Here is a 26,480-nt window from a genome sequence, read left to right on the forward strand (position 1 = left end):
CCCGTGCGCTCCGGGGCCGGCGCGGCCGTCGCCCGCCGTCCCCGGAGCGCCACCGCGTCCATCGCCGGCCACGCACCGGAGGAGCCATGAGCACACCCCTGAGCCGCCGCTCCTTCGCCCGGCTCACCCTCGCCCCGGCCGCCCTCACCCTGCTCGGCGGCGGCACGGCGCAGGCGACCACCGCCCCGGCGGGCCTGGACCGCGGCGCGGTGGTGCGCGCGATGGGCCGGGCCGCGGTCTTCCTGGACCGCCAGGTCTCCTGCCGCGGCGGTTACCTGTGGAGCTACCTGCCCGACCTGTCCGCCTGCTGGGGTGAGCTGGCGGCGCGGCGGAGCATGTGCTGGGTGCAGCCGCCCGGCACGCCCTCGGTCGGGCACAGCCTGCTCGACGCCTACCACGCCACCGGCGCGGAGGAGTGCTACCGCGCCGCCGAGCGCACCGGGCTGGCCCTGGTGGCCGCGCAGCTGCCGAGCGGCGGCTGGAACTACGTGCACGACTTCGCCGGGACCGGCGCGCTGCGCCGCTGGTACCACACCGTCGGCGCGAACGGCTGGCGGCAGGAGGAGTTCCAGCACCACTACGGCAACGCCACCTTCGACGACGCGGGCACCTCGGCCGCCGCGCAGCTGATCCTGCGGCTGTACCTGGCACGCCGCGATCCCCGGTTCAAGGCGGCGCTGGCGCGGGCGATCCGGTTCGTGCTCGCCGCGCAGTTCCGCGGTGGCGTGGCCGACGGCGGCTGGCCGCAGCGGTTCCCCGCCTTCGCCGGCTCGGTCTCCCGCACGCACTGGCCAGCCGAACGGCCGCCGTGGCTGCCCGCCGACGTGCGGCACGGCCTGGAGGACGGCGAGTACACCCAGCACGTCACCTTCAACGACGACGTGCTCGGCGAGAACATCAAGTTCCTGCTGCTGTGCGCCACCTCGCTGCGCCGACCGGACCTGTTCGAACCGGTGCACCGCGCGATGCGCTGCCTGCAACGGATGCAGCAGCCAGGGCCGCAGGCCGGCTGGGCCCTGCAACACCTGTCCAGGGCCGCGCGCGGCCGTCCGGCAGGCGCCCCGGCGGGCGCGCGGTCCTACGAGCCGAGGGCGCTGGCCACGCACACCACGCAGACCAACATCCGCCAGCTGTTCCACTACTTCCGGCTCACCGGCGACCGTTCCTACCTGGCCAGGGTGCCCGAGGCGATCGACTGGCTGAGCAGCTGCCCGCTCACCGAGCGCCAGCTGGCGGAGAACCCGCTGCTGGCCAAGCGCACGCACCCGACGTTCGTGGAGCTGGGCACCAACCGGGCGCTGTTCGTGCACCGCTTCGGCAGCAACATCCGCAACGGCGCCTACTACACCGACCACGACCACCGGGACACCCTCGGCCACTACTCCGCGGGCCGGGCCATCGACCTGGACGGCCTGCGGCGCACCCACGCGGAGCTGAGCTCGTTGAGCGGCAAGGAGATCGCCGAGCTGCGCGCCCGCTCCCCGCTGACCCCCGGCCCGCCCATCCCGCTGCCACGGCACTTCTCCGTGCGCGAGCTGGAGCTGACCGACCTGTGCCGGGACGCCAACCCCGCCCTGCCCACCGTGTCCGACGCCGAGGCCGGGGCCCTGGTGCGCGACCTCGGCGGCAAGGACCACTGGCTCACCCCGGCCGAGACGGTCACCAACCCGTTCCGGGGGCGACCGCCCGCGGATCCATCCCACGGCAAGGACTTCATGAGCACTCACGTCGGCGACCGCTACGACACCTCGCCCTTCCCACCAGCCGAACGGCCCTTGGTGATCAGCACCGGCGCCTATGTGGCCAACATGGCCAAGCTGATCGCCTGGGCGGACCGATGAGGAAGGCGGCGCGGCTGCTCCTGCTGCTGGTGGTCACCGCGCTCGCGCTGACCGCGCCGGTCCCCGCCCAGGCCGGGCCGGGCACCGCGCACGGCCGCTCGGTCCTCGGCCTGCACAGCGGGTGGAGCTTCCACCGCGGCGAGGCGCCCGGCGCGGCCGAGCCCGGCTTCGACGACTCCGGCTGGGACCGGGTCACCGTGCCGCACAGCTGGAACGGGCGGGACGGCCAGGACGGCGGCAACGACTACTACCGCGGCCCCGGCTGGTACCGGCGCACCCTGCCCGCGCCAACGGGTGGCCGGGTGTGGTTGCAGTTCGACGGCGCGAACACCACCACCACGGTGTGGGTCAACGGCCGCCTGCTCGGCGAGCACAAGGGCGGTTACGCGCGCTTCCGCTTCGACGCCACCGAGGCGCTGCGCCCCGGCCGGGACAACGTGCTCGCGGTCAGGGTCAGCAACGCCCCCGACCCGGACGTCGCCCCGCTGAGCGGCGACTTCACCCTGCACGGCGGGCTGTACCGGGAGGTCGCCCTGGTGCTGACCGACGCGGTGCACCTGGACCTGCTCGACCACGGCGGCCCCGGCCTCTACCTCCGCCAGCAGCGCGTGACGCCGGAGTCGGCGACCGTGGCGGCGAGCACCAAGCTGGTCAACGACAGCCGGTCCACCGCCAGGGTGCGGCTGCGCGCCACGGTCACCGGCGCGTTCGGCGAGGTGGTGGCACGCGGGCAGTCCAGCGTGCGCGCGGTCGGCGGCGGTCAGGCGGTGGACCTGGCGCTGCCGCTCACCATCGTCCGCCCGAGGCTGTGGCAGGGCCGTGCGGACCCGTTCCGCTACCAGGCCACCGTGGAGGTGGTGGACACCGGCGGCCGCGTGCTGGACCGGGTCAGCCAGCCGCTGGGCCTGCGCACCGCGGAGGTCTCGGCCACCGACGGGTTCGCGCTCAACGGCAAGCAACTGCCGGTGCACGGGGTGAACCTGCACCAGGACCGGCCGGACGTGGGCTGGGCGGTCACCCCGGCGCAGCACGCCGAGGACTTCCGGATCATGCGCGAGATGGGGGTCAACGCCATCCGCACCGCGCACTACCAGCACGGCGAGACCGTCTACGAGCTGGCCGACCGGCACGGTTTCCTGGTGTGGACGGAGATCCCGCTGATCAACCTCACCACGGACAGCCCGGCCTTCCGGGCCAACATCGAGACCCAGCTGCGGGAGATGATCCGGCAGAACTTCAACCACCCCTCGGTGGTGTGGTGGGGCCTGGGCAACGAGCTGTGGCACGACTCCCCGGCCAACAACGCCCTGCTGGACCGGCTGGCCTCGGTGGTGCGCGCGGAGGACCCCTCACGGCCCTCGGCGTACGCGAGCTGCTGTGTCTCCGACCGGGCCGGGATCACCCAGCACACCGACGGGATCGGCTACAACAAGTACTTCGGCTGGTACACCGGGACCTTCGCCGAGCTGGGGCCGTGGGCCGACCAGCTGCGCGCCGCCGACCCGGCCCGGCCGCTCGCGCTCAGCGAGTACGGCGCGGGGGCCAGCGCCTTCCAGCACCAGGAGAACCCGCCGAGCGTGGTGCCCGCCTCGCGCTGGCACCCCGAGCAGTACCAGTCCGCCTACCACGAGGCCTACTGGTCGCAGCTGAGGCAGCGGCGCTGGCTGTGGGGCTCGTTCGTGTGGGCCATGTTCGACTTCGCCTCCGACAGCCGCGACGAGGGCGACCACCCCGGCCGCAACGACAAGGGCCTGGTGACCTACGACCGGGGCATCCGCAAGGACGCCTTCTACTGGTACCAGGCGAACTGGACGGACACCCCGGTGGTGCACCTCAACAGCAAGCGGTGGACCAGCCGGACCGCGGCGAGCACCACGGTCCGGGCCTACACCAACGCCGAGACGGTCACCCTGCGGGTCAACGGCAGGCAGGTCGGCGAACCGGTCAGCGGTGCGAACCGGGTGGCGGAGTGGCCGGAGGTGCTGCTGCGGCCGGGGCCGAACACCGTGGAGGTCTCCGGGTTCAAGAACGGCCGTCCGCACACCGACACCGCGGTCTGGACGCTGCGGGAGTGACTCAGCGCCGCACGCGCCCGAAGACCTCCGCCTCGGCCATGTTCAGCTCCTGCGGCCGGTCGGTGGCCAGCCACACGCGCACGTAGCGCCCGCGCGCGGGCAGGCTGACCTCGGTCGGCCTGCCCGCCTGCGTCAGCTCGTGGCGGCTGGTCACCCCGGGCGCGCGCAGCGCCTCGGCGAGGGTGTCCGGGAAGGGCTGCGGCGAGACCAGCACGTGGTAGTCGGCCAGGCGTTCGGCGCAGCAGTCCACCCGGTTGTGCACCCGGACCGACTCGATGTCGGCCTCCGCGCCCAGGTCGACCTGCCACCACGGCCGCGGCTCGGCGCCGGAGGTGGTGGAGAAGCTGAACAGGTCGCCGTCCACGGACTTCCCGGCGGCGTAGTCGGCCGAGTAGTCCGAGATCTGGCTGGCCGGTTTGCCCGCGGAGAGGTTGCGCAGCGGCGGCAGGCCGAGGAACTCGTCGTGCCGGGCGCGCACACGGTCCAGGAAGACGTCCAGCACGCCGTCGCCGATCCGCACCACGCCCTCGACCCGGTTCTCCCCGGGCACCGAGCGGATCCGGTTCGCCTTGGCGGACAAAGCGTCCAGCCGTTCCCGCGCCGCGGCGGCGGCCCGGCGATCGCCCGCGCCGATCGCGTCCAGGGTGTCCAGGCCCGCGCCCATCGCCCCGGCCCACAGCTCGGTGGCGGCCAGCCAGTTCGCCGCGTCGTCCAGGAACGCCCGGTCCGCGACGGTGTCTCTGATGACCGAGGGGGCCGCCGTGATCCGCCGGACGTGCTGGCGCAGCGCGCTCGCCGCGCCGGGAGCGCCTGCCCAGAACGCATCCACTTTGGCCTGGAGCGCGGGGGCCTGGGGCTGCCACGGTCGCGGGCCGAAGGTCGGGGCGAGGTGGTTGAGGTCGAAGAAGTCCAGCAGCGCCCGGACCCCGGCCTGGTCGCCACCGGCCAGGTGCGCCGCGGCCGCCCGCCAGCTGCGGTCGCGGTCGTAGCCGTGGTCGTGCCAGGAGAAGTCGGCCATGGTGAACACGGCGACCTTGCTCGCGGCGGCCTGGTTCATCGGGTTGGCCACGATGCCGGCCAGGTGGCCGGACAGGCCAGGCTCGCGGTGGTCGTAGGGCGCGAGCAGCAGCCGCCCCGCGGCCTGGCCAAAGTCGTTGACCGGGTAGTTGTCCCAGGCGAAGACCTTGCGGCCGAACAGTTCCGAGGCGCGCCGGGCCTGGTCCACGGTGATGCTGGGCGGCACCACGTCGGTGCCGGTCCACATCACCAGCACCGCCGGGTCCAGGGTCGAGCGGAGCACCTGCTTGTACTCGGTGTCGGTGAGGTCGCCGTACTCGGTCGGCACCATCTGCAACGGGTGCGTGCCGGGGTGGGTGGCCAGGAAACCGCGCTGGAGGTCGTTGAGCAGCCCGGCCTGGGCCACTCCCGCGGCGCGGCGGCCCGGTTCGCCGTAGGCCGTCCGGTCGGCCGCGCAGTTCCACCGGGTGTAGCTGATGTCGTCCAGCGGGATGGAGAAGGCGCGTACGCCGAGGTCGTACATGGCTTGCAGCTTCGTGGTGAGCGCGGCGCGGTCCTCGGCGCTGGAGTAGCAGATCGAGGTGCCGGGGGAGAGCGCGTAGGTGAACCGGACGTGCTGCGCCGCGGCGGCCTTGACCAGCTCGCCCAGCTGGGCCAGCCGGTCGGCGGGGTAGGGCTCGCGCCAGCGGTCGCGGTGGTACGGGTCGTCCTTGGGCGCGTAGATGTAGGTGTTGGCCTTGACCTGGCCGTAGAAGGCGAGCTGGTCGAGGCGTTCCTGGTGGGTCCAGGGCGAACCGTAGAAGCCCTCGATGGTGCCGCGCAGGGCCATCGCGGGGAAGTCGCTGACCGCGGCGCCGGCGATGCGCGGGAGGTGCCGGTCGCCGGTGAACAGCTGCCGCAGGGTCTGCACGGCGTAGTACTGGCCCGCCGCGTCCACCCCGCCGAGCGCGACCGAACCGCGCCGCGCGGTGACGGTGAGCGCGCTGCCCTCCGCCCGGCCGGGCACCGGGGTCGAGCCGAGGGCGGCGGCGACATCCGGCCGGTCGGCCGGGCCCAGGTGGAAGGTCAGCGGCGCGCGTCCCGCGGTGTCGATGTGCCGCACGCCGTGCTCGCGCAGGGTCCGCTCCAGCAGGGCGCGGGCGGCCGGGTCGGTGCGCTCGTCCACCACCAGCCGCACCCGGTTGCCGACCGGGAGGTCCGGCCCGCTGCGCTGGATGTGTTGCGGCGCGGGGGAAACCTGGGGGAGCGGGGCGGCGGCCTGCGCGGCCGGGGCGGTCAGCCCGCCCAGGGGCAGCGCGGCGGCGAGCAGGACGGACACCGTTCGGCCGAACAGCTGCATGCGGTCTCCAGAGAAGTGAGGGCGGCGGCTGGCACCAGTATGGCCCGTGGCCGGGGCTTTTCCGCTGCTACCAACGTTTGGGGGCAGTGGGCCGGTCTATGGGTTCCCAATACGTGCCGGACTGGCTACCCTCCGAACTGGGAGCGCTCCCAGAAACCCTGATGCTCGATCCTCAAGGAGGAGGACAGCATGGCGCACAACAGTTCCGCCCGCCCCCTGCTCGCCAGAGCGCTCGTGGTGCTGAGCGCGGTCGGCGCGCTGCTAGCCGGGGCCCTGACCGGCGTCGCCCAGGCGCACGGCTCGGCCACCGACCCGCCCTCGCGCAACTACGGCTGCTGGCAGCGCTGGGGCAGCGACTTCCAGAACCCGGCCATGGCCACCAGGGACCCGATGTGCTGGCAGGCCTGGCAGGCCAACCCGAACGCGATGTGGAACTGGAACGGCCTGTACCGGGAGAACCTCAAGGGCAACCATCGCGGCAACATCCCGAACGGGCAGCTGTGCAGCGGCGGCCGCGCCGAGGGCGGCCGGTACAACTCCATGGACACCGTCGGCGCGTGGCAGATGGTGAACAAGCCGCGGCGGTTCACCCTGACCATCACCGACCAGGCCCGCCACGGCGCGGACTACCTGCAGGTGTACATCACCAAGCAGGGCTTCAACCCCGCCACCCAGCCACTGGGCTGGGACAACCTGGAGCAGGTCGCCCAGACCGGCCGCATCGCACCGAACGGCACCTACCAGGTCGGCGTTGACGCGGGCAACCGGACCGGACGGCACATCGTCTACACCATCTGGCAGGCCAGCCACCTGGACCAGTCCTACTACTTCTGCAGCGACGTCAACTTCACCGGCTGAGCCGGGGGTGGCGCGCACGATGCGGGAAGTCGCTGACCGACTCGTGCGCGCCTGCCCCTCGGCCGGGGAACCGTGGCTGGTGGCCGACGACGGGTGCGTGCGGGTGCACGCCGGGCGGATCGCGCTGGCGAACTACGCGCTCGGCCCGGCCGAGCCGTACCTGCACCCGTTGCGCACCACCGCGGGCGAGCTGGTCACCGGACCCGGCGGCCTGCGGTTCACCGTGGCCGAGGTCTCCGGCGAGAACGTCTGGGGCGGCCGCACCCCGCCCCTGGGCAACGACACGGCGCGGCACGTGCGCTGGCAGCGGGTCCGCTGCCACGGCGGCCGGGCCGAGCTGCGGCACTGGCTGGGCTGGCGGACGCCGTCGGGGCAGTGCTGGCTGGCCGAGGACCGCGCCATCGAGGTGGACCAGGTGGACCCGGCCGACGGTTCCTGGCTGCTCACCTGGAAAACCCGGCTGCACAACACGAGCGGACGGCGACTCCGGTGGGATGGCCGGCCGGGCCTTCGCTCGTTGAACCCCGAGGCCGCCTTCACCGCCACCGGCCCGGCCGCGGACAGCGCCGTCGGCGCCCGCGCGCCGTGGCGGGTTTTCACCGGTGCGCACGAGGACAGCGGGCGGCGTTCCACCCTGGTCTTCGTCGAGCACCCCGGCAACCGCCGGAAGCCGCTGCTGATCGAGCCCGAGGCCCGGCTCGACCTGACCCACCACGTGGTCATCGCGGACGGGCACTGGGACCCGGCGCGCGTCCGGCGTTATCTCACCCGGCGGGTGGCTCCCCGCTGGGCGGCCTAGGTGGCGCGCTGGCCGCCGCGCAGCTCCACTGTGTACTGTGGCCGCCAGTCCACTTCGGACGGTGTGTCGCGGTCGGCGGTGAGCTTGCCGTCCACCACCGTCAGCGGGGCCAGTTGCAGGCAGGAGGCCTGGCCGAAGCGGCAGGAGTAGAGGATGTGCGCCTGCTCGCCCTGGGTGAGCACCGAGCCGTGGTGGCCGGGAGCGTTGTCCCCCAGGCGGATTCCCGGCTGGGCCAGCAGTGGTTCGGCCTGCGGGAACCAGGTGCGCAGGTCGTGGGAGCGGTACACCGGCAGGCCGCGGTCGCCGCTGGTGATCATCCAGTAGTGCCCGCCGAAGCGGAACACGCTGGGCGCGCCCTGGCCCGGCGGGCACACCGACCGGCTGGCCGGGAGCCAGGTGCTCAGGTCGGTGGAGTCGGCGGCGTGCACGCTGCCGTCGGGCACCGTGTACCACATCCGCCAGGTCTGGCCGTCGGGCAGCGGCCAGACCGCGGCGTCCGCGCAGCCTTCGCCGGAGAGCTCCAGTTCGCGGTCGAAGCGCCAGTTCAGCAGGTCCTGCGAGGTGTAGTGCAGGATGTGGCTGCGGGTGGCGCGGGCGGCCCGCGCGCCGGCCACGTGGCTGACGTAGAGGTGGTAGGTCCCGCCGTGCCAGATGACCTCCGGCGCCCAGAAGCTGTTGCGTCCGGAGTGGACGGTGTCCAGGCCCTTGGGCGCGCCGCGGTACTCCCAGCTGCGGCCGCCGGTCGAGCTGGTCGCGATGCCGATGGTGGCCCCGCGCGGGGAGGTGGCCGCGGAGTACAGCACGCACCACTCGCCGGCCGCGCGGTGGTAGACGACCACCGGATCGGTGGCGCCGCCGTGGATCGGGTCGCGGAACAGTGGCGCGTCCGCCTGCGCGATCGCGGGCACGGTGGTCCCGGCGGGCTCGCTCAGGGCCAGCAGGCTGCTCCCCGCGCCGTTGAAGTAGCGCAAGCCTTGCCAGGAACGGGTGTCCAGGCCGGCCAGGGGAGCGCTGGTGCCCCGGAGGTTCAACACGGGGCGGCTGGTCCAGGACACGACTGACCTCCGGCAGGGTGCTGGCTGTGCACCACTTGTTAACGCTAACATTGGTCTGCTGCCCGGTCAACACCCCGGCTCACGCGGCCGTGAACACCTCCGGTCGAACCTTGTGCCGGATCGGCGGTTTCCCTTAGCTTGCAAGGAGATTCCGGTTCCGGCCGGTCACCGAACGCATTCGACGACGAATTCGATTCGAATCCGAGGCCACATGAGCTACCAGGCAAGGAAATGGCGTGCCCGAACGGTGCTGGCCGCCGCCGCGGTCACGGCGCTGACCGCGGGCGCGGCAGCCGAACCACCGCGCGCGGCGGCCGAGCCCGCCCCGGGCGTGCTGGCCTGCGGCGACCGCACGTTCAACGCGGAAGCCGTCCTCAACGGCAGCACCTGGACCGCCCGCAACGGCGGCCGGACCCTGTACACCGGCGGCGACATGCGGGCCGCCGCGCAGGCCGCGATCAACAGCCTCAGCGCGGGCCGCACCGCCAAACAGTGGGTGCTGGTAAGGGGTTCGGGCACGGTGAGCGCGGGCGCGCGGATCAGCCTGCCCAGCTTCACCGGCCTCGACGTCTGCGGCACCATCAACGTCACCGGCTCCGGCTCCGGTGACCAGGCGCCGATCTACTCCCGGGGCACCCGTGACATCGAGGTGCGCTACCTGAAGGTGACCGGCCGCCCGCTGTACGGGATCTTCCTGCGCAACGTGCAGAACGTGGTGCTCGGCCAGATCGACATGCGCCTGTCCAGTGGGCTGGGCGTGCGCATCGACAACCGGGGTGACACCAGCGTGCGCAGCCGCAACATCCGGATCGACAACGTGTTCGTCTCCGGCGCGGGCAGCCACGCGGTGGAGACCTACGGCGTGGACGGGCTCACCATCGGCACCGTGACCGCGCGCGACGTCGGCCACTCCGGCTTGCTGCTCAACGACACCATCAACGCCACGGTGTCCACTGTGGACGCGGAGAACGCGGGAGCGGGCACCGGTTACGCGGCCTTCCGGACGGCCAACCGCAACGGCCGGATCGGCAACGGCTACCCCACCAACATCCGGGTCGGCACGGTGCGCGCCCGCGGCGGCGGCCGGGGCGTCTTCTGCGTCTCGGAAAGCGGCGGCCTGGTCATCGACCGGCTTGACGTGGCGAACACCGGCAACAACGCGGTCCTGGTGGAGAACTGCCACAACGTGAACCTGGCCGCGGTCAGCGGCACGGTCTCCGGCGGCGGCGAGATCCGGCTGGCCGCCCGCAGCGAGTTCGCGAACAACTCCGACATCACCGTGCAGAACCTGCGCGTGAGCAACTCCGCCGTACGCGAAAGCCCGTGCGGCACCAACACCACCTTCCGCAACATCGTCCTGAACAACAGCACCATGAACGTCTGTAGCTAGGCCGTGTCGTCAAAGCCCCGCCCGCGGTAGCCGCGCCGGTTTGGCCGCTGGCGGCACGGCCGGAACGCCCGAATACGCCCGGTATGAGGGCGTCCCGGCCGCGCCGCCAGCGGCCGAACCGATCACGACTCCCGCAGACGGGGCTTTGACGACACGGCCTAGGCAGGGGACACGGCCTCATCGCGGACAAGGCCTACTCCCAGGTCTGTACCCGCCGGGCATTACGCGAGCGCCGGGTGCGCCTGGTATGTCCTGAGCGCACGGACCAGACCGACCGCCGCGCGGCCTTGGGCTCACGCGGCGGTCGGCCACCGGTCTTCGATACCGAGTTCTACAAGCGGCGCAACGTCATCGAGCGCTGCTTCAACCGGCTAAAGCAGTTCCGTGGCCCGGCCACTCGCTCTGCCAAACGCGCCGCCTACTTCCTGGCTGAGCTGACCATCGCCGCGATCGTGCTCTGGCTCCGGTAACGACTTACCGGACACGACCTAAGCACCAAGATCCATATCGTGGTGGACGGACGCGGTCTGCCGCTGCGCATCCTGATCACACCGGGGCAGGCCGGGGACAACCCGCAGCTGCTGCCGCTGCTCGATGGCATCCGCGTCGCTCGCCTCGGACCAGGACGACCGCGCGTCCGGCCCGAGGCGGTCATCGCCGACAAGGCGTACTCGCACACCTCGGCCAGACAGGCCCTGCGCACTCGCCGCGCCGCGTGGTGTCACTCTTCGACGTGGCGGGTCAGAACTCGTTGATGACGACTACGCCCTGGGTGTCGTAGGACTTCATGGCCTGGAGCACCTCGCCAGCCTGGGCCAGGGGCACGGTGCGGGATACGATCTTGTCGGGTGCCAACCGCCCGGATTCGATCATGGTGAGCATGGTGTCGAAGCGCTGTCCCTGCATGCCGAAGGCGCTGAGTACCTCCAGTTCCTTGACCATCATGATGTCGATAGGCAGTGCGACCGTGCCCCGTTCCGCCCTGGTCGTGTGGCCCATTTGCACATGGCGACCCCGGGTTCGCAGTGAAAGCACGGAGTTGTGGCAGGTGGTGGGGAGGCCAACCGTGTCGATGGACACCTGCGCGCCGCCCTTGGTGAGGGTCTGCACCGCGTCGACGGGGTCCTCACGCCCCGCGTTCACGGTGTGTACCGCGCCCAGTTCTCGCGCGGCAGCCAATTTGTCATCGGTGATGTCCACCGCGATCACCTCGGCGCCCACCGCGGTGGCGACCTGCACTGTCGACAGGCCGGTTCCCCCGCCGGCCCCGTACACCACGACCCATTCCCCGCCACGGACCCGTGCTTGGTCGATGACGCCGTGGAAGGCGGTCATGTACCGACAGGCCAGACTTGCCGAGTCGACGAAACCGATCGAGTCCGGCAGCCCGACCAGGTTGACATCCGCATGTCGGGCGACCACGAATTCGGCGAAGGCGCCCCAGTAGGAGACGCCGGGAACCAGTGTCGCCCCGTCCAGGCAGACGTGTTGGTTGCCGCTGCGGCACATCTCACAGGTTCCCTCGCCCGGGTTCATCGGGAAGACCACCCGGTCACCTTGTCGCCAGCCGTTGACCTCGGCGCCGACCTCTTCGATCGTGCCGCTGAACTCGTGTCCGAGGACGAACGGCAGCTTGATCTCCGGTCCTCCTGACCAGAAATCGCCCGCCCACAGTGCCCAGTCGGTACGGCAGATGCCGTTGGCGCCGACCCTGATGATCACGCCGTCCGGCGGGCACCGCGGGTCGGGTACCTCACGAACAACCAGTGGCTTACCGAGCTCCTCTACCACCGCGGCACGCACAGCAGGTCCCCCTTTCCCTCCAATGATCCGATAGTACGGATACTTACGTACAGTTCGACAGTATGTCAACATTCGAGCTATCCTGAGCCGGTGATCGCGCCACATCCCGAGCGAGCCCAGATCCGGTTGGCAGATGTGTTGGTGGCCTTGGGAAATCCGTTGCGGCTGAGCATCATCCGGGTGCTCGCGGACGGCGGTGAGCACTCTTGCGGCTCGATCCTGGACGGCGTGGCCAAGTCGACCCTGACGCATCACTGGCGGGTCCTGCGGGACGCCGGAGTCATCCGGCAGCGGCCATCTGGCCGGGAGAACCTGCTGTCGCTGCGACGCGACGATCTCGACGCCCGTTATCCCGGGCTGCTGGATTCCCTGCTCGATGCAGCCAAGCGAGACAGCACGGCCGACTGACCGGGAGGCCCACGCCGCAGGCTTCAGTACCACCGCCACGTCTGAACACCCACCGACACGACGACCGCGATCAGGCCAGAGCCGCACACCGGTGGGCAGAAACACTCATCGCGGCGCGAGACCCTCTGGCCACCCGCTACGCCAAACGAGCCGCCTACTACCAGGCCGGGCTCACCATCGCAGCCATCGTCCGCTGGCTGCGATGACGACTGACCGGACACCGCCTAGCCGCGTTCGGACGCGCTCCGTAGGACGCAGAACTCGTTGCCCTCGGGGTCGGCGAGGACTACCCAGCCGGTGCTGTCCGGCTGCCGGTGATCGGCGAGGAAGGTGGCGCCGATCGCCAGCAGCCGGGCCACCTCCTCGTCCCGGGTGGTCTCCGGGCGCAGGCACAGGTGGAGCCGGTTCTTGACCTGTTTGGGCTCGGGCACCTGGTTGAAGTGCAGCACCGGGCCCTCGGCCAGCATGACCTGGGTCTCCGGCTCGCCCGGCTTGACCTCCGGATGCAGCGGACGGCCGGTCACCCTGCTCCAGAACCGGGCCAGCTCATAGGCATCCGCACAGTCGATCGCCACGTTCTGCACCACCGAGACCATGCCCGCCAGCTTCCCTGACGCGCAGGTCAACCGCTAGTCGTGCGGCGAGACCCCGTCGGCCGGGAGGTGCACGTCGAGCCTGCCGCACATGCCGAACCGCTGCGTCTCCCGCGGTGGCAGCGTGCGGATGTCGGCCTCCGCCAGGTGGCCGATGTCCCCGGCGCGCAGCCTGGCCAGCTGCTCGCCGGTGCGTTCGGCCGCGGCCAGCGCGCCGTCCCGCCAGCGCTGCTCCCAGTCCTCCAGGCGGTCCTGCTTCAGCCGGAGCGCGGCCTGGTAGAACTCGTCCAGGGCCTCGTGGTCGCCGGACTCGATCCGCCGGCGCAGCACCAGGAAACCCTCGATCGCCAGGTCCCGTCGCCGCCGGGCCGCGTCCTCGTCGCTGGCGTAGGCGTGGGCGGGGTCGGCCAGCGCGGCGGCCTTGGCGTAGGCCTCCGGGTCGGCCAGGGTGGCGGCGGGGAAGGTGAACACCGCGTCACCGGCCTCGGGCAGGCCCGCGTTCTGCATGACCACCACGATCCGCAGGTCCGCGTCGTTGACCAGCCGGTGGATCGTGCCGGGGGTGAACCAGGTGACCGTGCCCGCGCGCAGCGGCAGCTCGGCGAACCCGCGGCGGGTCAGGGTCTGCACCCGGCCCTCGCCGCCGACCACGACGTAGCACTCCGAACAGGTCAGGTGCACGTGCGGGGAGCCGCCGCACACGCCGTCGGCGGTCGGCCAGTCGTAGACGCGCAACCCGGAGATGCCGGTCGCGCCGGGGAACGGCATCACCACGGATGTTCCTCCACATAGGACTCCAGCCGGTCCCGGTCCCAGGCGCCGTCGGCCACGACCACCCGGTAGCGCAAGCCCAGCGTGGCTCCCGGGGCCAGCTCCACCGGGTCGAAGAAGGCGAAGGAGGGGTTGACCGCGGGGAACGGGGCGTTGCGCACGAACCAGTGCGTGGCCTTGTTGTCCGGGTGGTCCAGGAACAGCAGCGTCGAGCAGCGGTCCACCTCGTCGTGGCGGCCGACGTAGGCCAGCCAGCGCGCGGAGCGGCCCATCATCTCCGGACCGCCGCCGCCGTCCGCGGCGATGATCTCCCCGTCGGTGAAGGCCCTGGGGCCGCGCCAGAACAGCCCGGTGTACCCGGCCATCGCCCGGCCCTGGGTGGTCGGGCTGCCCAGCACCAGCGGCTCGCCGCGGGTGTTGGTCAGCGCGGTGGCCACCTCCAGCGTCCAGGCCGCGTCCCCGGCGTCGCGCACCGCCAGCTCGCGCACCTCGTCCACCCAGTGCTCGCCTGCCTCGGTGTGCCAGGACAGCCGCTCGGTGAACCCGATCCGCTCCGGGCCGCGCTCGGTGACGACGAGCTGCTCGTGCCGCATCGAGCCGACGTTGGGCAGGGCCACGTAGTCCTGGCCGTGCACGTAGGTGACCCCGCCCCAGAAGTTCTGCCCGGAGACATCGGTCGCGGTCATCGCGATGCCCTTGTGCCAGCGGTGGTCGTGCGGCCGATAGGCGGTCACCACGTCACCGGCCAGGGTGCGCACCGGGTGCAGGTACGGCTTCGGGCCCTCGAACGGCGGCATGGACGGCCGGAAGACGTACTCGAAGAGCTCTGCCTCGCCCGCGCTGACCGCGAGCCGGTCCTCAGTCAGCCGGGTGATCGCCAGCGTCATCGCCATGGCGCGCCGACCCCTTCCATGGTGGTGTAGAACGGGTTGTCCGGACCGATCTCGCCGCGGCGCACGGGCGCCGCGGTGAAGGCCGAGGCGTACAACGCCGCGACGAACTCCATGGTGTCCCTGGACTCGGCCAGCGTGACCGGCGGCGGCTCACCCCGGTCCAGCGCGTCGTGGAAGGCCTCGAGCTGGCAGCCGTGACCGCTGGCCACCGCGGAGCGCTCCCGCTGCCAGCGCGGCAGCACCTCCTCGTGGCCGGGGGCCGGGGTCACCGTCCAGTCCGCGTCGGTATAGCCGTAGAGGTGCTTGACCTCCACCGTGGCGCGCTCGTAGTCGAAGCGCAGCGCCGAGGTCTGCCGCGGCGAGACCACCGAGTTGACCACCGTGGCCACCGCGCCGTTGGCGAAGCTGACCAGCGCCAGTGAGACGTCCTCGGTCTGCACGTCGCGGGCCTGCCGGGCGGCCAGCGCGCGCACCTCCTGCCACGGGCCCAGCACGGAGAGCAGCAGGTCGAACTGGTGGATGCCGTGGCCCATGGTGGGCCCGCCGCCCTCGGTGTCCCAGGAACCCCGCCAGGGCACCGCGAAGTAGGCGTCGTCGCGATACCACAGCGTGTCGCAGGTGGCCACCAGCGGCTTGCCCAACTCGCCCGCCGCGGTCATCCGGCGCAGCCGCAGCGCGGCCGGGCCGAACCGGTGCTGGAACACCGTGGCCACGTGCGCGGTGGAGGCGGCCTCGCCCGCGATCAGCGCGTCCATCTCGGCCAGGGAGAGCGCGGGCGGTTTCTCCACCAGCACGGTCACCCCGGCGGCCAGGGCCTCCAGCGCCAGCGGGGTGTGGTGCCGGGGCGGGGTGCACAGGTGCAGCACGTCCACCGACTCCTCGGCCAGCAGCCTGCCCAGGCTGTCGTAGCTGCGCGGCGCGCCCCACTGGGTGGCGAACTCGCGGGCGCGGGCGGCGTCCACATCGGCCACCGCGACCAGGGTGGCCCGGTCCCCGGCGGCGTGCAGGGCGGCGGCGTGCGCGGCCGCGATCCCGCCGGTGCCCGCGATCGCGGTGCGGTACTGGCGGCTCATCTGGCGGCGTCCACTTCGGACTGGAGCTCCTTGATGAACGCGGGCGCGCTCTGCTCGGGGGTGGCCCGGCCGAACAGGATATTCTCGGTGTGCCGCTTGAGGATCGCGTCCAGCGTGCTGGCCCCGTTGGGGGTGATCCGCGGCGGGTCGCTGACCGGCAGCGCGTCCAGGAACTCCGCGGCGGCCTTGTCGGTCTCGGTCAGTTTGTCCTTGATCACCCCGCGGATCTTCTGGTTGGCCGGCACCCCGCGTTCGGTGAGCAGGACCTTCGCCGCCTCTTCGTCGTTGGCCAGGAAGTTGACGAACGCGGCCGCCTCGGCCGGGTGCTTCGAGCGGGCGGAGACCGACCAGAACATCGACGGCTTGTAGTAGGCGGCCGGGGCCTTCAGTCCCGCCTCGCCGGGCAGCCGGAGCAGCTTGAGCTTGGCGCCGCTGGCCGCGGTCAGCGCGGTCAGCTGGGTGTTCCACCAGGCGCCGAAGGCCGCGGTGCGGGTCGCGGTCGCGGACTGGGGCAGGCCGGCGGAGGCCTTCTCCACGGTGACCGGCGGCGGGGGTGTGATCCCGGCACGGGACAGGTCGAGCAGGGCGGACCAGTACTCGATGAGCACCTTCGGCGGGACGACCACATTGCCCTTGTCGTCGAAGAGCGACGCGCCCGCCTGGCGGGCCCAGATGGTGAGACCGCCGCCGTCGTTGAAGCCCCAGGACTGCACGCCCCAGGCCTTGCCGCCCGCGGCCTTGGAGATCCGCTCACCGGCTGCGCGCAGGTCCGCCCAGGTCCACTTGGTGTCATCGGGCAGTGGCACGCCGTGCTCGGCCAGCATGTCGGTGTTGACCACGAAGGAGTACGCGGCCAGCCCGACGGGGAGTCCGTACCGCTTGCCCTCGATCGCGCCGGTGGCCAGCGCCTTGGCGTCGAAACCCTCGGTGCTGAGGTGCTTGCCCGCCTCGTTGAGGTCCAGCAGCGCGCCGCGCTCGGCGTAGGAGGACAGGTACTGCTCGTCCATCTGGATGACGTCGGGCGCGTCGTTGGCGGCCATGGTGGTGGCCAGGCTGTCCCAGTAGCCGTTCCACTCCTTGAACTCACCGCGCACGGTGATGTTCGGGTGCTTGCGCTGGAACTGCTCGATGACCTGCTGGGTCCGCTTGTGCCGGTCGTCCGAGCCCCACCAGGTGAAGCGCAGGGTCACCGGATCCTTGGACAGCTCCTGGCTCGCGCCGCCGCCGCCGGAACAGGCGACGAGCAGGGTCGCGGTCACTAACAGCAGCACCGCCCTGGTGGTGCGGCGCATTGTCCTGATGAGCATGGCGGATAGGTCCTTTCCGGCTACTTGCCGCCGGTCGTGGCGATGCCGCGGACGAGGTAGCGCTGTCCGAGCAGGAAGGCCAGGAAGATCGGCAGCAGGGACACCACGTTCATCGCGAACAGCGAGCCCCATGAGGTCGAGACGGTGGCGTCGATGAACGTGCGCAGGGCGACCGGCACGGTGTACATCTCCGGGTCCGTCAGGTAGATCAGCTGGCTGAAGAAGTCGTTCCAGGTCCAGATGAAGGTGAAGATCGTGGTGGAGGCCAGCGCGGGCACCATCAGCGGCAGCATGATCCGCAGGAAGATGCGAGGGTGGCCGCAGCCGTCGATGCGCGCCGCCTCGTCCAGCTCACGCGGCAGCCCCCTGATGAACTGCACCATCAGGAAGACGAAGAAGGCGTCGGTGGCAAGGAGCTTGGGCACGATCAGCGGCAGGAACGTGTTCACCCAGCCCAACTGGGAGAACAGGATGTACTGCGGCACGATGATCACGTGGATGGGCAGCATGATCGTGCCGAGCATGATGCCGAACCACCACCGCTTGCCGCTGAACTCCAGCCGGGCGAAGGCGTAGGCGGCCATCGAGCAGGACACCAGGTTGCCGATCACGCAGCCCAGCACCACGATCGCGGAGTTGATCAGGTAGTGCCCGAACGGGGAGGCCAGCGCGCCCCAGCCGGCCACGTAGTTGTCGGTGCGCAGGGTGTCCAGCACCAGGCCGGGGCTGCGGAAGATCTCGTCGTCCGGCCGCAGTGAGCTGACCACCATCCACAGCACCGGGTACAGCATCACGAAACCGAGCAGGATCAGGCCGATGTGCTTGGCCGGCGCGGAGATCCGTCGCCTGAGGTCAGTCGTCATAGAACACCCAGTACTTCGCGGCCCAGAAGTTGATGAAGGTGAACGCGCCGATGATCAGCAGCAGGAACCAGGCCAGCGCGGAGGCGTAGCCCATGTCGAACCGGCTGAAACCCTGCTGGTACAGGTAAAGCGTGTAGAACATGGTCGAGTCCGACGGACCGCCGGTGCCCCCGGAGACCACGAACGCCTGGGTGAAGGACTGGAAGGCGTGGATGATCTGCAGCACCAGGTTGAAGAAGACGATGGGGGACAGCAGCGGGAAGGTGATGTGCCGGAACCGGGACCACCTGCCCACGCCGTCGATGGCGGCGGCCTCGTAGTACATGGCCGGGATCTGCCGCAGCCCGGCCAGGAAGATGATCATCGGCGCGCCGAAGGTCCACACGTTGAGCACGATGAGCGTGGACAGCGCGGTGTCCGGGTCGGAGATCCAGCCCTTGCCCTGCACGCCGACGAGCGCGAGCACCCGGTTGACCAGGCCGTCCGCGCCGAAGATCTGCGTCCACAGCACCGCGATCGCCACGCTGGAGCCCAGCAGTGAGGGCAGGTAGAACGCCGAGCGGTAGAACGCGAGCCCGCGCATCCCCCGGTCCAGCAGCATGGCCACCGCCAGTGCGAAGGCCAGCTGCAGCGGCACCGAGACCAGCACGTAGGTGAAGGTCACGCCCAGCGCGTTGTGCAGCCGCTCGTCGGTGAGGATGCGCGCGAAGTTGTCCAGGCCGATGAACCTCGGCGGCTGGATCAGGTTGTACTTGGTGAAGCCGAGGCCGAAGGAGGCCAGCACCGGCCCGACCGTGATCACGGCCAGGCCGAGGAACCAGGGCGCCAGGAACCAGAACGCGGCCTTGTTGTCCCGCTTGCGCGAGGGGCCGCCGCGGCGCAGCCTGCGCAGCTCATCGAGGGCACTCACGGCGTGGGAACCCTCCTCACCGCTCTGTGGATCAGGGCTGGAAAACGCTTTCCAGACTTGCACCGGGCTGACAGGGGAGTCAAGACCGTTCGCCTCCGGGGGGCCGGGATCGCGCGGTTTTTGGTGCTGTCGCGCAGGTTCTGTCGTTCTTCGCCGGCCAGGTAGGTCAGCGGGTGCGGGGATCATGGCCGCTGGTCCGCCGGTCTGGCAACGAATGGTCGAATTCGAATCGAATCGGCGGGTATCCGCGCGGTGACCTCCCCGGCGCGCAGCGTCAATTGGTGATCTCCTTGCCCGGCGCTGTCTTCGCCCTGTCCAGGCGCTACCTCGCAGCTCCGAGACTGGTGTCAATCCCACTGACGGGCGAAGAAGGAGAGCATGATGAGTGTCAACAACGGGGTCCGGATCGTCGCGGCGGCCGCCGCCCTGCTGGCCATCACGGCGGTGCCCGCCACCGCGGCGACCAGCGCCGCCACGTCGCCGGTCCAGGCGGCCGGGCTGGGCGTCGACCTGGGCCTGCACCTGGGCGGCAAGCCGAGCCAGCAGCAGATCGCCGGGCTGTTCCAGCAGTGGAACGCGGCGCTGGCCACCGGCAACCCGGAGGTGGTGGCCGACCTGTACCTGCCGGACGCGGCGCTGCTGCCCACCCTGTCCAACGAGGTGCGCATCAACCGGGCCGCCATCGTGGACTACTTCAAGTCCTTCCTGGCCAAGGGCCCCAGCGGGCGGATCATCAGCTCCAACATCAACGTGCTGGACCGCGACACCGCGATGGACAACGGCACCTACGTGTTCACCTTCAAGGACGGCACCACCGCGCAGGCCCGGTACACCTACGTCTACGAGAAGGTCGGCGGCCGCTGGCTGATCGCCGCGCACCACTCCTCCGCGATGCCGGAGAAGTAACCCCTTCGATGACCTTCGTCGAATATCGTCGAATCGCGGATTCGGCCGGGACGTCCGGCCGAATCCGCTCCATCTGGTAGCAAAGTTGCCGGAAAGTCCTCGCCGCCGTGGTGTTGACGTGGTTCCGGGGTGGCCGTAGCTTTCCCGGTCGAAGCGCTTCGATTCGACGCTGACCACGGTTTTCCTGGAGGACATCGATGTTCCAGCGAGTGCGGATCGTGGCGCTGTGCGCCTTGCTGCTGGCGGCCGCGGGTTGTGGTGGCTCCGGGGACTCCGACGCCAACACCCTGGAGGTCTGGCACTACGAGGCGCCCAACAGCGCCATGGGCATCGCCTGGCAGCAGGCGATCAAGGAGTTCGAGGCCAGCCATCCCGGGGTGAAGGTCCGCTTCCAGGAAAAGGGCTTCGAGCAGATCCAGAAGACCGCGCCGATGGTGCTCAACTCCCGTGAGGCGCCGGATGTGCTGGAGTACAACAAGGGCAACGCCACCACCGGTCTGCTCTCCCGGCAGGGCCTGCTGAGCGACCTCAGCGAGGAAGCCGGCAAACGCGGCTGGGACAAGCTGCTCGCCCCCGGCCTGCAGACCACCGCGAAGTACGACGAGCGCGGGGTGATGGGCTCCGGCAAGTGGTTCGGCGTGCCGAACTACGCCGAGTACGTCACCGTCTACTACAACCAGGACGCCTTCCGGCAGCGCGGGATCGCGGTGCCGACCACCCTGGCCGAGCTCACCGCGGCGATGGACACCTTCGTCGCCGCCGGGGTGACCCCGCTGTCGGTGGGCGGCGCGGAGTACCCGGCCCAGCACGTCCTCTACCAGCTCGCGCTGAGCAAGGCCGACCGCGGCTGGGTGGACCGCTTCCAGCGCTACACCGGCCCGGTCGACTTCCACGACGCCGCCTGGAGCTACGCCGCGGAGACCTTCGCCGAGTGGGTGCGCAAGGGATACCTCAAGAACACCGCGGCCGGGGTCAAGGCCGAGGACATGGGCGCGGCCTTCACCCGCGGCGAGCACCCGATCATGATCTCCGGCAGCTGGTGGCACGGCAGGCTGGCCAAGGAGATCACCGGCTTCCAGTGGAGCACCTTCCGCTGGCCCGGCAACAAGCTCAGCGCGGGCTCGGCGGGCAACCACTGGGTGGTGCCGCAGGGCTCGAAGAACAAGCAGCTGGCCTACGACTTCATCGACATCACCATGCGCAAGGGCATCCAGAACAAGCTCGCCGAGGCAGGCGCCATCGCGGTGGCCGCCGACCCCGCGCCTGCCGCCGACGCGCGCACCAAGGTGCTCAACGACGACTTCACCGCGCTGGTGCAGGGTGACGGGCTCGCCTTCTACCCGGACTGGCCCGCGCCCGGCTACTACGACGCCATGGTCTCCGGCACCCAGAAGCTGATCACCGGGGCCGCGCCGCCGCACCAGGTGCTCACCGAGCTGGCCAAGCCGTACCAGGAAAACCTGGCCACGGTCGGCAAATGAGGACCCGCGTCTACTGGTTCTACCTGATCCCCGGCGCCCTGCTGTTCCTGGCGGTGATCCTGGTGCCGCTGGTGATGAACCTCGGCCTGAGCCTCACCCGCTGGTCGGGCGTCGGCGATCCACAGTGGACCGGACTCGACAACTACGAACGGCTGTTCGCCGACAGCACCTTCTGGGCCTCCTTCCGGCACAACATTGGGCTGGTGCTGGCCATGGCGGTGCTGCCGGCCCTGCTCGGCCTGGTGCTGGCGGCCACCCTGTTCGACATCGTGGGCAAGCGGTTCGGCCCGCGCACCGCGAGCGTCATCCGCGCCTGCCTCTACCTGCCGCAGGTGCTGCCGATCGCGGTGGCCGGCATCGTCTGGAGCTGGATCCTGGCCTCGGAGAACGGCGCGCTCAACGAGGTGCTGGCCGGCCTCGGCCTTGGCGGGCTGGCCCAGGACTGGCTGGGCAACCCGGACCTGGCGCTGTACAGCGTGATGGGCGTGCTGGTGTGGGTGCAGCTGGGCTACCCGGTGGTGATCTTCATGTCCGGCTTGCAGCGGGTGGATCCCGCGCTGTACGAGGCCGCCGACCTCGACGGCGCGTCCTGGTGGCGACGGTTCTGGCACATCACCGTGCCGCACATCCGGCCGGAGAGCTATGTGGTCCTGCTGACCTGCACCATCGCCGCGCTCAAGGTCTTCGGCCCGATCTACGTGCTCACCAGGGGCGGACCCGGCGGGGCGACCACGGTGCCCTCCTACTTCAGCTTCCAGAACTTCTTCGAGCGCACCCAGGTCGGCTACGGCGCGGCCATCGCCACCGTGCTGCTGGTGCTCATCCTGGCGCTGACCGCGATCTTCGTCCGGGTGCAGCACCGCGGCGAGCGAGCGGGGGCGAGCGCATGACCCACCGGATGCCCCAGCGGAGGACCCGGCGCAAGATCGGCTGGCCGGCCACCGCGGTGCTGCTGTCGCTGGTCGTGCTGGCAGTGGCCATGCTGGCGCCGTTCGTGATCGTGGCGCTCAACGCGGTCAAGACGCCCGCGGAGTACGCCGCCGACGGCCCGCTGAGCCTGCCGAACGGGCTGCACCTGGCCGGGATCATCGACTTCTGGCAGCGGGTGGACTTCGGCGGCAAGCTGCTCAACAGCTTCCTGATCAGCGGCGCGGTCGCGGTGCTGGCCGTGCTGGTCTCGGTGTGCAACGCCTACGCGCTGGGCATCGGCCGGGTGCGCGGGCGGGTGTGGATCGTGGTGCTGTTCCTGATCGCCAACACCATGCCGCAGGAGGCGCTGGTCTACCCGCTGTACTACCTGTTCAAGGAAGTCGGCCTGTACGACACCCAGCTCGGCGTGATCATCGTCTTCACCGTGATCCAGGCGGCCTTCGGCACCTACCTGCTGTCCTCGATCCTCGGGGAGTTCCCGCGCGAGATCCTGGAGGCGGCCCGGATCGACGGCGCGAACTCCTGGCAGGTGCTCATCAGGGTGGTGGTGCCGGTCAGCAAACCGACGCTGGGCGTGCTGTTCGTGTTCTTCTTCATCTGGACCTGGAACGAGTTCTTCCTGCCCTTGGTGCTGCTGGTGTCCAACGAGACCCAGACCGTGCCGGTGGCGCTGGGCGTGCTGCAAGGGCAGCGGATGATGGACGCGACCACCACCAGCGCCTCCGCGCTGCTGGGCCTCATCCCGGCGGTGGCGTTCTTCCTGATCTTCCAACGGACCCTGACCAGGGGACTGACCGCGGGAATGGGCCGATGAAGTTCAGCGACGGCTACTGGCTGCTGCGCGAGGGCGTGCGCGCCGAGCACCCGGTGCAGGCCCACGACGTGACGCCGGGACCCGGCTCGCTCACCGTGCACGCGCCCACCAGGCGGGTGCGCCACCGCGGCGACCTGTTGAAGGGCCCGGTGGTCACGGTCGGCCTGACCGCGCCGATGCCGGGCGTCATCGGCGTCACCATCACCCACTTCGCCGGAGAGCAGCCAAGGCAGCCGAGGTTCGAGCTGGCCGTGGCCGACCGCTCGGCCGGACCGGACGACTGGGACTCGGTGTCCATTGTGGACGACGAGGCGGTGCTCAGCTCCGGCGAGCTGTCGGTGCGGGTGGCCCGCGGCAGGCCCTGGTCGCTGGACTTCGTCGCCGACGGCAAGGTGCTGACCTCCAGCGGGGACAACGGCATGGGGTTCATGACCACCGGCGACGGCGGGCACCACGTGCGCGAGCAGCTGCGGCTGGCGGTGGGCGAGCTGGTCTACGGGCTGGGGGAGCGGTTCGGGCCGTTGGTCAAGAACGGCCAGGTGGTCGACATCTGGAACGCCGACGGCGGCACCGCCAGCGAGCAGGCCTACAAGAACGTGCCGTTCTACCTGAGCAGCGCGGGCTACGGCGTACTGGTCGACCACCCCGGGCTGGTCTCCTTCGAGGTGGGCTCGGAGGCGGTGTCCAAGGTGCAGTTCAGCGTCGAAGGCCAGTCGCTGCGCTACTTCCTCATCCACGGCCCCACCCCCAAGGACGTGCTGCGCCGCTACACCGCGCTGACCGGGCGGCCCGCGCTGCCACCGGCCTGGTCCTTCGGGCTGTGGCTGTCCACCTCCTTCACCACCTCCTACGACGAGCAGACCGTCACCGGTTTCCTGGACGGCATGCGGGAGCGGGACATCCCGCTGAGCGTGGTGCACTTCGACTGCTTCTGGATGCGCGAGCTGCACTGGTGCGACTTCCAGTGGGACCCGCGCACCTTCCCCGATCCCGAAGGCATGCTGGCCAGGCTCAAGGCGCGCGGGCTCAAGGTGTGCGTGTGGATCAACCCCTACATCGCCCAGCGTTCGGCGCTCTTCGCCGAGGGCCAGGCCAAGGGCTACCTGCTGCGCAGGCCCAACGGCGATGTCTGGCAGTGGGACCTGTGGCAGCCGGGCATGGCGCTGGTGGACTTCACCAACCCGGCCGCCCGCCGCTGGTACGCCGAGAAGCTGGACGCGCTGCTGGACCAGGGCGTGGACTGCTTCAAGACCGACTTCGGCGAGCGGGTGCCCACCGACGTGCTCTACTACGACCGCGCCGACCCGGAGCGGATGCACAACTACTACACCTACCTCTACAACCGCACCGTCTTCGAGCTGCTGCGCGAGCGGCGCGGGGATGGCGAGGCGGTGGTCTTCGCCCGCTCGGCAACCGTTGGCTGCCAACAGTTTCCCGTGCACTGGGGCGGGGACTGCGAGTCCACCTTCGAGGCGATGGCGGAGAGCCTGCGCGGCGGGCTGTCCCTCGGTCTGTCCGGGTTCGGCTTCTGGAGCCACGACATCGGCGGCTTCGAGGGCACCCCGGACCCGGCGCTGTTCAAGCGCTGGATCGCCTTCGGGCTGCTGTCCTCGCACAGCCGCCTGCACGGCAGCTCCTCCTACCGGGTGCCCTGGCTCTTCGACGAGGAGTCCACCCCGGTGCTGCGGTTCTTCACCCGGCTCAAGGCCCGCCTGATGCCGTACCTGTTCGCCGCGTCGGTGCAGGCGCGCGACGAGGGCGTGCCGGTGATGCGGGCGATGGCGCTGGAGTTCCCCGAGGACCCGGCCTGCGCGCACCTGGAACGGCAGTACCTGCTCGGCGACGACCTGCTGGTGGCCCCGGTGTTCAGCGCCGACGGCGAGGTCTCCTACTACCTGCCCGAGGGCACCTGGACCGATGTGCTGACCGGCGAGGCGGTGCTCGGCGGGCGGTGGCTGCGGCGGCGCCATGACTTCCAGTCCCTGCCGCTGCTGGCCAGGCCCGGCTCGGTGATCCCGTTCGGCGCGGTGGACGACCGGCCGGACTACGACTACGCCGAGGGCGTGACCCTGCACGTGCACCAGCTCGCCGACGGGACGCGGGTGCGCACCAGGGTCCCGGACGTCACCGGCGCGACCGCGGTGGTCTTCGACACCGCGCGGATGGGCCGCACGGTGATGGTGCAGGCCGACCGGGAGGTCACCGGCTGGCGGGTGCTGCTGGTCGGGGTGCACTCGGTGCGCTCGGCCGACGGCGGGCGGATCACCGCGCACCCGCACGGCACGCTGGTCGAGGCGGAGAGCTCGGTGGTCACGGTGGTGCAGGGGAGCGACGATGATCAAGATCACTGACGTGGCCCGGCACGCCGGGGTGTCGCCGAGCACGGTGTCCTACGTGCTCAGCGGCAAGCGGTCGATCTCGGAGGAGACCGCGCGCCGGGTGGAGGAGAGCATCCGGGTGCTGGGCTACCGCCCGCACGCCGGGGCCAGGTCGCTGGCCAGCAGCCGGGCCAAGGTCTTCGCGCTGGTGATCCCGTTGCGCAGCGGGGTGCACGTGCCGGTGATGATGCGCTTCGTGGCCGCGGTGGCCACCGCGGCCCGGCGGCACGACCACGACGTGCTGCTGCTGACCCAGGAGGAGGGCGCGGAGGGACTGCGCCGGGTCGCCCGCTCCGCGCTGGCGGATGCCTTCGTGCTGATGGACGTGCAGCTGCACGACGAGCGGCTGCCGGTGCTGCGCGAGCTGGACCGGCCCGCGGTGCTCATCGGCCTGCCCGCGGAGGACTACGGCTTCACCTGTGTCGACCTGGACTTCGCCGCGGCGGGGGAGCGCTGCGTGCGGCACCTGGCCGCGCTGGGACACCGGGAGACGGTGCTGATCGGCTCCCCGCCGGAGGTCTACGCCAGGGAGACCGGCTTCGCCGCCAGGGTCCGCGACGGCCTGCAGCGGACCGCCCACCAGCTGGGCGTGCGCACCACGGTCTACCCCTGCGCGGCCGACCCCGAGGCGGCCCGCGCGCTGGTCAGGGCGGTGCTGCGGGAACGGCCGGAGGCCACCTCGCTGGTGGTGCACAACGAGTTCGTGCTGGAGGCGCTGCTCGCCGAGCTCGGCAGGGCCGGCGTGCTGGTGCCGAAGGACCTCTCGGTGCTGGCGCTGTGCCCCGACGAGCAGGCCGAGCGCGCCGCCGTCCCGCTCACCTCGGTCGCCATACCGGCTGAGGAGCTGGGCGAGCGGGCCGTGGAACTGCTGGTGGCCAAGCTGGACGGCCACGAACCACCCAGGACCGCGCTGCTGCCGCCCCGGCTCACCGAGCGGGCCAGCACCGCGCCCCCGCGCGCCTGAACCCCTGCCAGG

General features: G+C 71.0%; 23 protein-coding genes and 1 pseudogene. 14 read left to right on the forward strand and 10 right to left on the reverse strand.

Going from position 1 to position 26,480, the window contains the following annotated elements:
* Nucleotides 1-86: 86 nt before the first annotated feature.
* Together M8C13_RS14270 and M8C13_RS14275 are read left to right on the forward strand one after the other, a co-directional pair.
* A complete protein-coding gene (locus M8C13_RS14270) occupies nucleotides 87-1,841 on the forward strand; it encodes a pectate lyase (protein ID WP_252481044.1) in 1,755 nt (584 codons plus the stop codon).
* The gene (locus M8C13_RS14275) at nucleotides 1,838-3,916 is read left to right on the forward strand and encodes a glycoside hydrolase family 2 protein (protein WP_252481045.1); all 2,079 of its coding nucleotides are present in this window, start codon (nucleotides 1,838-1,840) and stop codon (nucleotides 3,914-3,916) included. The genes M8C13_RS14270 and M8C13_RS14275 overlap by 4 nt, the downstream gene beginning before the upstream one ends.
* 1 nt (nucleotide 3,917) lies before the next feature.
* Here the strand turns inward: M8C13_RS14275 and M8C13_RS14280 are convergent, their stop codons facing one another.
* The gene (locus M8C13_RS14280; RefSeq protein ID WP_252481046.1) at nucleotides 3,918-6,272 is read right to left on the reverse strand and encodes a beta-N-acetylglucosaminidase domain-containing protein; all 2,355 of its coding nucleotides are present in this window, start codon (nucleotides 6,270-6,272) and stop codon (nucleotides 3,918-3,920) included.
* Nucleotides 6,273-6,461: 189 nt separating this feature from the next.
* On the opposite strand from M8C13_RS14280, the gene M8C13_RS14285 reads away from it, so the two are divergent.
* Complete coding sequence (locus M8C13_RS14285) at nucleotides 6,462-7,130, forward strand: lytic polysaccharide monooxygenase (protein ID WP_252481047.1); 669 nt, start codon at nucleotides 6,462-6,464, stop codon at nucleotides 7,128-7,130.
* Between the two features lie 19 nt (nucleotides 7,131-7,149).
* On the forward strand, nucleotides 7,150-7,929 hold the full coding sequence (locus M8C13_RS14290) for a DUF6807 family protein (protein ID WP_252481048.1): 780 nt from the start codon (nucleotides 7,150-7,152) through the stop codon (nucleotides 7,927-7,929).
* Here M8C13_RS14290 and M8C13_RS14295 read toward each other — a convergent pair.
* The gene (locus tag M8C13_RS14295; RefSeq protein WP_252481049.1) at nucleotides 7,926-8,963 is read right to left on the reverse strand and encodes a glycosyl hydrolase; all 1,038 of its coding nucleotides are present in this window, start codon (nucleotides 8,961-8,963) and stop codon (nucleotides 7,926-7,928) included. The two genes, M8C13_RS14290 and M8C13_RS14295, sit on opposite strands and share 4 nt — an antisense overlap.
* A gap of 232 nt (nucleotides 8,964-9,195) precedes the next feature.
* Between M8C13_RS14295 and M8C13_RS14300 the strand changes: the two genes are divergently transcribed.
* From M8C13_RS14300 to M8C13_RS14310, 3 genes and pseudogenes are all read left to right on the forward strand, one after another.
* The gene (locus M8C13_RS14300) at nucleotides 9,196-10,374 is read left to right on the forward strand and encodes a hypothetical protein (RefSeq protein ID WP_252481050.1); all 1,179 of its coding nucleotides are present in this window, start codon (nucleotides 9,196-9,198) and stop codon (nucleotides 10,372-10,374) included.
* A gap of 176 nt (nucleotides 10,375-10,550) precedes the next feature.
* Nucleotides 10,551-10,844 (forward strand): annotated as a pseudogene (locus M8C13_RS14305) (transposase); the annotation flags it as partial.
* Between the two features lie 36 nt (nucleotides 10,845-10,880).
* On the forward strand, nucleotides 10,881-11,129 hold the full coding sequence (locus M8C13_RS14310; RefSeq protein WP_308202799.1) for a transposase: 249 nt from the start codon (nucleotides 10,881-10,883) through the stop codon (nucleotides 11,127-11,129).
* Here M8C13_RS14310 and M8C13_RS14315 read toward each other — a convergent pair.
* On the reverse strand, nucleotides 11,116-12,177 hold the full coding sequence (locus tag M8C13_RS14315; RefSeq protein ID WP_252481052.1) for an alcohol dehydrogenase catalytic domain-containing protein: 1,062 nt from the start codon (nucleotides 12,175-12,177) through the stop codon (nucleotides 11,116-11,118). The two genes, M8C13_RS14310 and M8C13_RS14315, sit on opposite strands and share 14 nt — an antisense overlap.
* Nucleotides 12,178-12,267: 90 nt before the next feature.
* Between M8C13_RS14315 and M8C13_RS14320 the strand changes: the two genes are divergently transcribed.
* A complete protein-coding gene (locus M8C13_RS14320) occupies nucleotides 12,268-12,585 on the forward strand; it encodes a helix-turn-helix transcriptional regulator (protein ID WP_252481053.1) in 318 nt (105 codons plus the stop codon).
* Between the two features lie 224 nt (nucleotides 12,586-12,809).
* Here the strand turns inward: M8C13_RS14320 and M8C13_RS14325 are convergent, their stop codons facing one another.
* The 7 genes from M8C13_RS14325 to M8C13_RS14355 are packed head-to-tail and all read right to left on the reverse strand — an operon-like array spanning nucleotide 12,810 to nucleotide 18,995.
* Nucleotides 12,810-13,181: a VOC family protein gene (locus tag M8C13_RS14325; protein WP_252481054.1), complete on the reverse strand. Its 372-nt coding sequence runs from the start codon at nucleotides 13,179-13,181 to the stop codon at nucleotides 12,810-12,812.
* A gap of 33 nt (nucleotides 13,182-13,214) precedes the next feature.
* Nucleotides 13,215-13,946 carry a cupin domain-containing protein gene (locus M8C13_RS14330; RefSeq protein ID WP_252481086.1) on the reverse strand — a complete coding sequence of 244 codons (732 nt, stop codon included), beginning with the start codon at nucleotides 13,944-13,946 and terminating at the stop codon, nucleotides 13,215-13,217.
* Nucleotides 13,946-14,842: a PmoA family protein gene (locus M8C13_RS14335; protein ID WP_252481055.1), complete on the reverse strand. Its 897-nt coding sequence runs from the start codon at nucleotides 14,840-14,842 to the stop codon at nucleotides 13,946-13,948. Before M8C13_RS14335 ends, M8C13_RS14330 begins: the two co-directional genes overlap by 1 nt.
* Nucleotides 14,833-15,915 (reverse strand): Gfo/Idh/MocA family protein, encoded by a 1,083-nt coding sequence (locus M8C13_RS14340; RefSeq protein WP_252481056.1) that lies wholly within the window; start codon nucleotides 15,913-15,915, stop codon nucleotides 14,833-14,835. The genes M8C13_RS14335 and M8C13_RS14340 overlap by 10 nt, the downstream gene beginning before the upstream one ends.
* Nucleotides 15,912-17,222 (reverse strand): ABC transporter substrate-binding protein, encoded by a 1,311-nt coding sequence (locus M8C13_RS14345; protein WP_252481057.1) that lies wholly within the window; start codon nucleotides 17,220-17,222, stop codon nucleotides 15,912-15,914. The genes M8C13_RS14340 and M8C13_RS14345 overlap by 4 nt, the downstream gene beginning before the upstream one ends.
* A 20-nt stretch (nucleotides 17,223-17,242) precedes the next feature.
* Complete coding sequence (locus M8C13_RS14350) at nucleotides 17,243-18,085, reverse strand: carbohydrate ABC transporter permease (RefSeq protein WP_252481058.1); 843 nt, start codon at nucleotides 18,083-18,085, stop codon at nucleotides 17,243-17,245.
* Complete coding sequence (locus tag M8C13_RS14355; protein ID WP_252481059.1) at nucleotides 18,075-18,995, reverse strand: carbohydrate ABC transporter permease; 921 nt, start codon at nucleotides 18,993-18,995, stop codon at nucleotides 18,075-18,077. Before M8C13_RS14355 ends, M8C13_RS14350 begins: the two co-directional genes overlap by 11 nt.
* A gap of 381 nt (nucleotides 18,996-19,376) precedes the next feature.
* On the opposite strand from M8C13_RS14355, the gene M8C13_RS14360 reads away from it, so the two are divergent.
* From M8C13_RS14360 to M8C13_RS14385, 6 genes are all read left to right on the forward strand, one after another.
* Entirely contained in the window at nucleotides 19,377-19,901 is a 525-nt protein-coding gene (locus M8C13_RS14360) for an SgcJ/EcaC family oxidoreductase (protein WP_252481060.1), read from the forward strand.
* A 197-nt stretch (nucleotides 19,902-20,098) separates the two neighbouring features.
* The gene (locus M8C13_RS14365) at nucleotides 20,099-21,382 is read left to right on the forward strand and encodes an ABC transporter substrate-binding protein (RefSeq protein WP_252481061.1); all 1,284 of its coding nucleotides are present in this window, start codon (nucleotides 20,099-20,101) and stop codon (nucleotides 21,380-21,382) included.
* Nucleotides 21,379-22,272, forward strand: coding sequence for a carbohydrate ABC transporter permease (locus M8C13_RS14370; RefSeq protein ID WP_252481062.1), 894 nt, complete (start codon nucleotides 21,379-21,381; stop codon nucleotides 22,270-22,272). Before M8C13_RS14365 ends, M8C13_RS14370 begins: the two co-directional genes overlap by 4 nt.
* An 8-nt stretch (nucleotides 22,273-22,280) precedes the next feature.
* The gene (locus M8C13_RS14375) at nucleotides 22,281-23,126 is read left to right on the forward strand and encodes a carbohydrate ABC transporter permease (protein WP_252481063.1); all 846 of its coding nucleotides are present in this window, start codon (nucleotides 22,281-22,283) and stop codon (nucleotides 23,124-23,126) included.
* Nucleotides 23,123-25,477 carry an alpha-xylosidase gene (gene yicI / locus M8C13_RS14380; RefSeq protein ID WP_252481064.1) on the forward strand — a complete coding sequence of 785 codons (2,355 nt, stop codon included), beginning with the start codon at nucleotides 23,123-23,125 and terminating at the stop codon, nucleotides 25,475-25,477. The genes M8C13_RS14375 and yicI overlap by 4 nt, the downstream gene beginning before the upstream one ends.
* The gene (locus M8C13_RS14385; protein WP_252481065.1) at nucleotides 25,461-26,468 is read left to right on the forward strand and encodes a LacI family DNA-binding transcriptional regulator; all 1,008 of its coding nucleotides are present in this window, start codon (nucleotides 25,461-25,463) and stop codon (nucleotides 26,466-26,468) included. Before yicI ends, M8C13_RS14385 begins: the two co-directional genes overlap by 17 nt.
* The last annotated feature ends 12 nt before the right edge of the window (nucleotides 26,469-26,480 follow it).

It is taken from the genome of Crossiella sp. SN42 (genome assembly GCF_023897065.1).
Classification (GTDB): domain Bacteria; phylum Actinomycetota; class Actinomycetes; order Mycobacteriales; family Pseudonocardiaceae; genus Crossiella.

Bases quoted from the DNA above. Each gene is read 5' to 3' on its own strand.
- M8C13_RS14290 (WP_252481048.1), top strand. From the start codon at position 7,150: ATGCGGGAAGTCGCTGACCGACTCGTGCGCGCCTGCCCCTCGGCCGGG.
- M8C13_RS14365 (WP_252481061.1), top strand. From the start codon at position 20,099: ATGTTCCAGCGAGTGCGGATCGTGGCGCTGTGCGCCTTGCTGCTGGCG.
- M8C13_RS14340 (WP_252481056.1), bottom strand. From the start codon at position 15,915: ATGAGCCGCCAGTACCGCACCGCGATCGCGGGCACCGGCGGGATCGCG.
- M8C13_RS14385 (WP_252481065.1), top strand. From the start codon at position 25,461: ATGATCAAGATCACTGACGTGGCCCGGCACGCCGGGGTGTCGCCGAGC.
- M8C13_RS14270 (WP_252481044.1), top strand. From the start codon at position 87: ATGAGCACACCCCTGAGCCGCCGCTCCTTCGCCCGGCTCACCCTCGCC.
- M8C13_RS14370 (WP_252481062.1), top strand. From the start codon at position 21,379: ATGAGGACCCGCGTCTACTGGTTCTACCTGATCCCCGGCGCCCTGCTG.
- yicI (WP_252481064.1), top strand. From the start codon at position 23,123: ATGAAGTTCAGCGACGGCTACTGGCTGCTGCGCGAGGGCGTGCGCGCC.
- M8C13_RS14300 (WP_252481050.1), top strand. From the start codon at position 9,196: ATGAGCTACCAGGCAAGGAAATGGCGTGCCCGAACGGTGCTGGCCGCC.
- M8C13_RS14285 (WP_252481047.1), top strand. From the start codon at position 6,462: ATGGCGCACAACAGTTCCGCCCGCCCCCTGCTCGCCAGAGCGCTCGTG.
- M8C13_RS14375 (WP_252481063.1), top strand. From the start codon at position 22,281: ATGCCCCAGCGGAGGACCCGGCGCAAGATCGGCTGGCCGGCCACCGCG.
- M8C13_RS14330 (WP_252481086.1), bottom strand. From the start codon at position 13,946: ATGCCGTTCCCCGGCGCGACCGGCATCTCCGGGTTGCGCGTCTACGAC.
- M8C13_RS14360 (WP_252481060.1), top strand. From the start codon at position 19,377: ATGAGTGTCAACAACGGGGTCCGGATCGTCGCGGCGGCCGCCGCCCTG.
- M8C13_RS14280 (WP_252481046.1), bottom strand. From the start codon at position 6,272: ATGCAGCTGTTCGGCCGAACGGTGTCCGTCCTGCTCGCCGCCGCGCTG.
- M8C13_RS14325 (WP_252481054.1), bottom strand. From the start codon at position 13,181: ATGGTCTCGGTGGTGCAGAACGTGGCGATCGACTGTGCGGATGCCTAT.
- M8C13_RS14275 (WP_252481045.1), top strand. From the start codon at position 1,838: ATGAGGAAGGCGGCGCGGCTGCTCCTGCTGCTGGTGGTCACCGCGCTC.
- M8C13_RS14335 (WP_252481055.1), bottom strand. From the start codon at position 14,842: ATGGCGATGACGCTGGCGATCACCCGGCTGACTGAGGACCGGCTCGCG.
- M8C13_RS14350 (WP_252481058.1), bottom strand. From the start codon at position 18,085: ATGACGACTGACCTCAGGCGACGGATCTCCGCGCCGGCCAAGCACATC.
- M8C13_RS14345 (WP_252481057.1), bottom strand. From the start codon at position 17,222: ATGCTCATCAGGACAATGCGCCGCACCACCAGGGCGGTGCTGCTGTTA.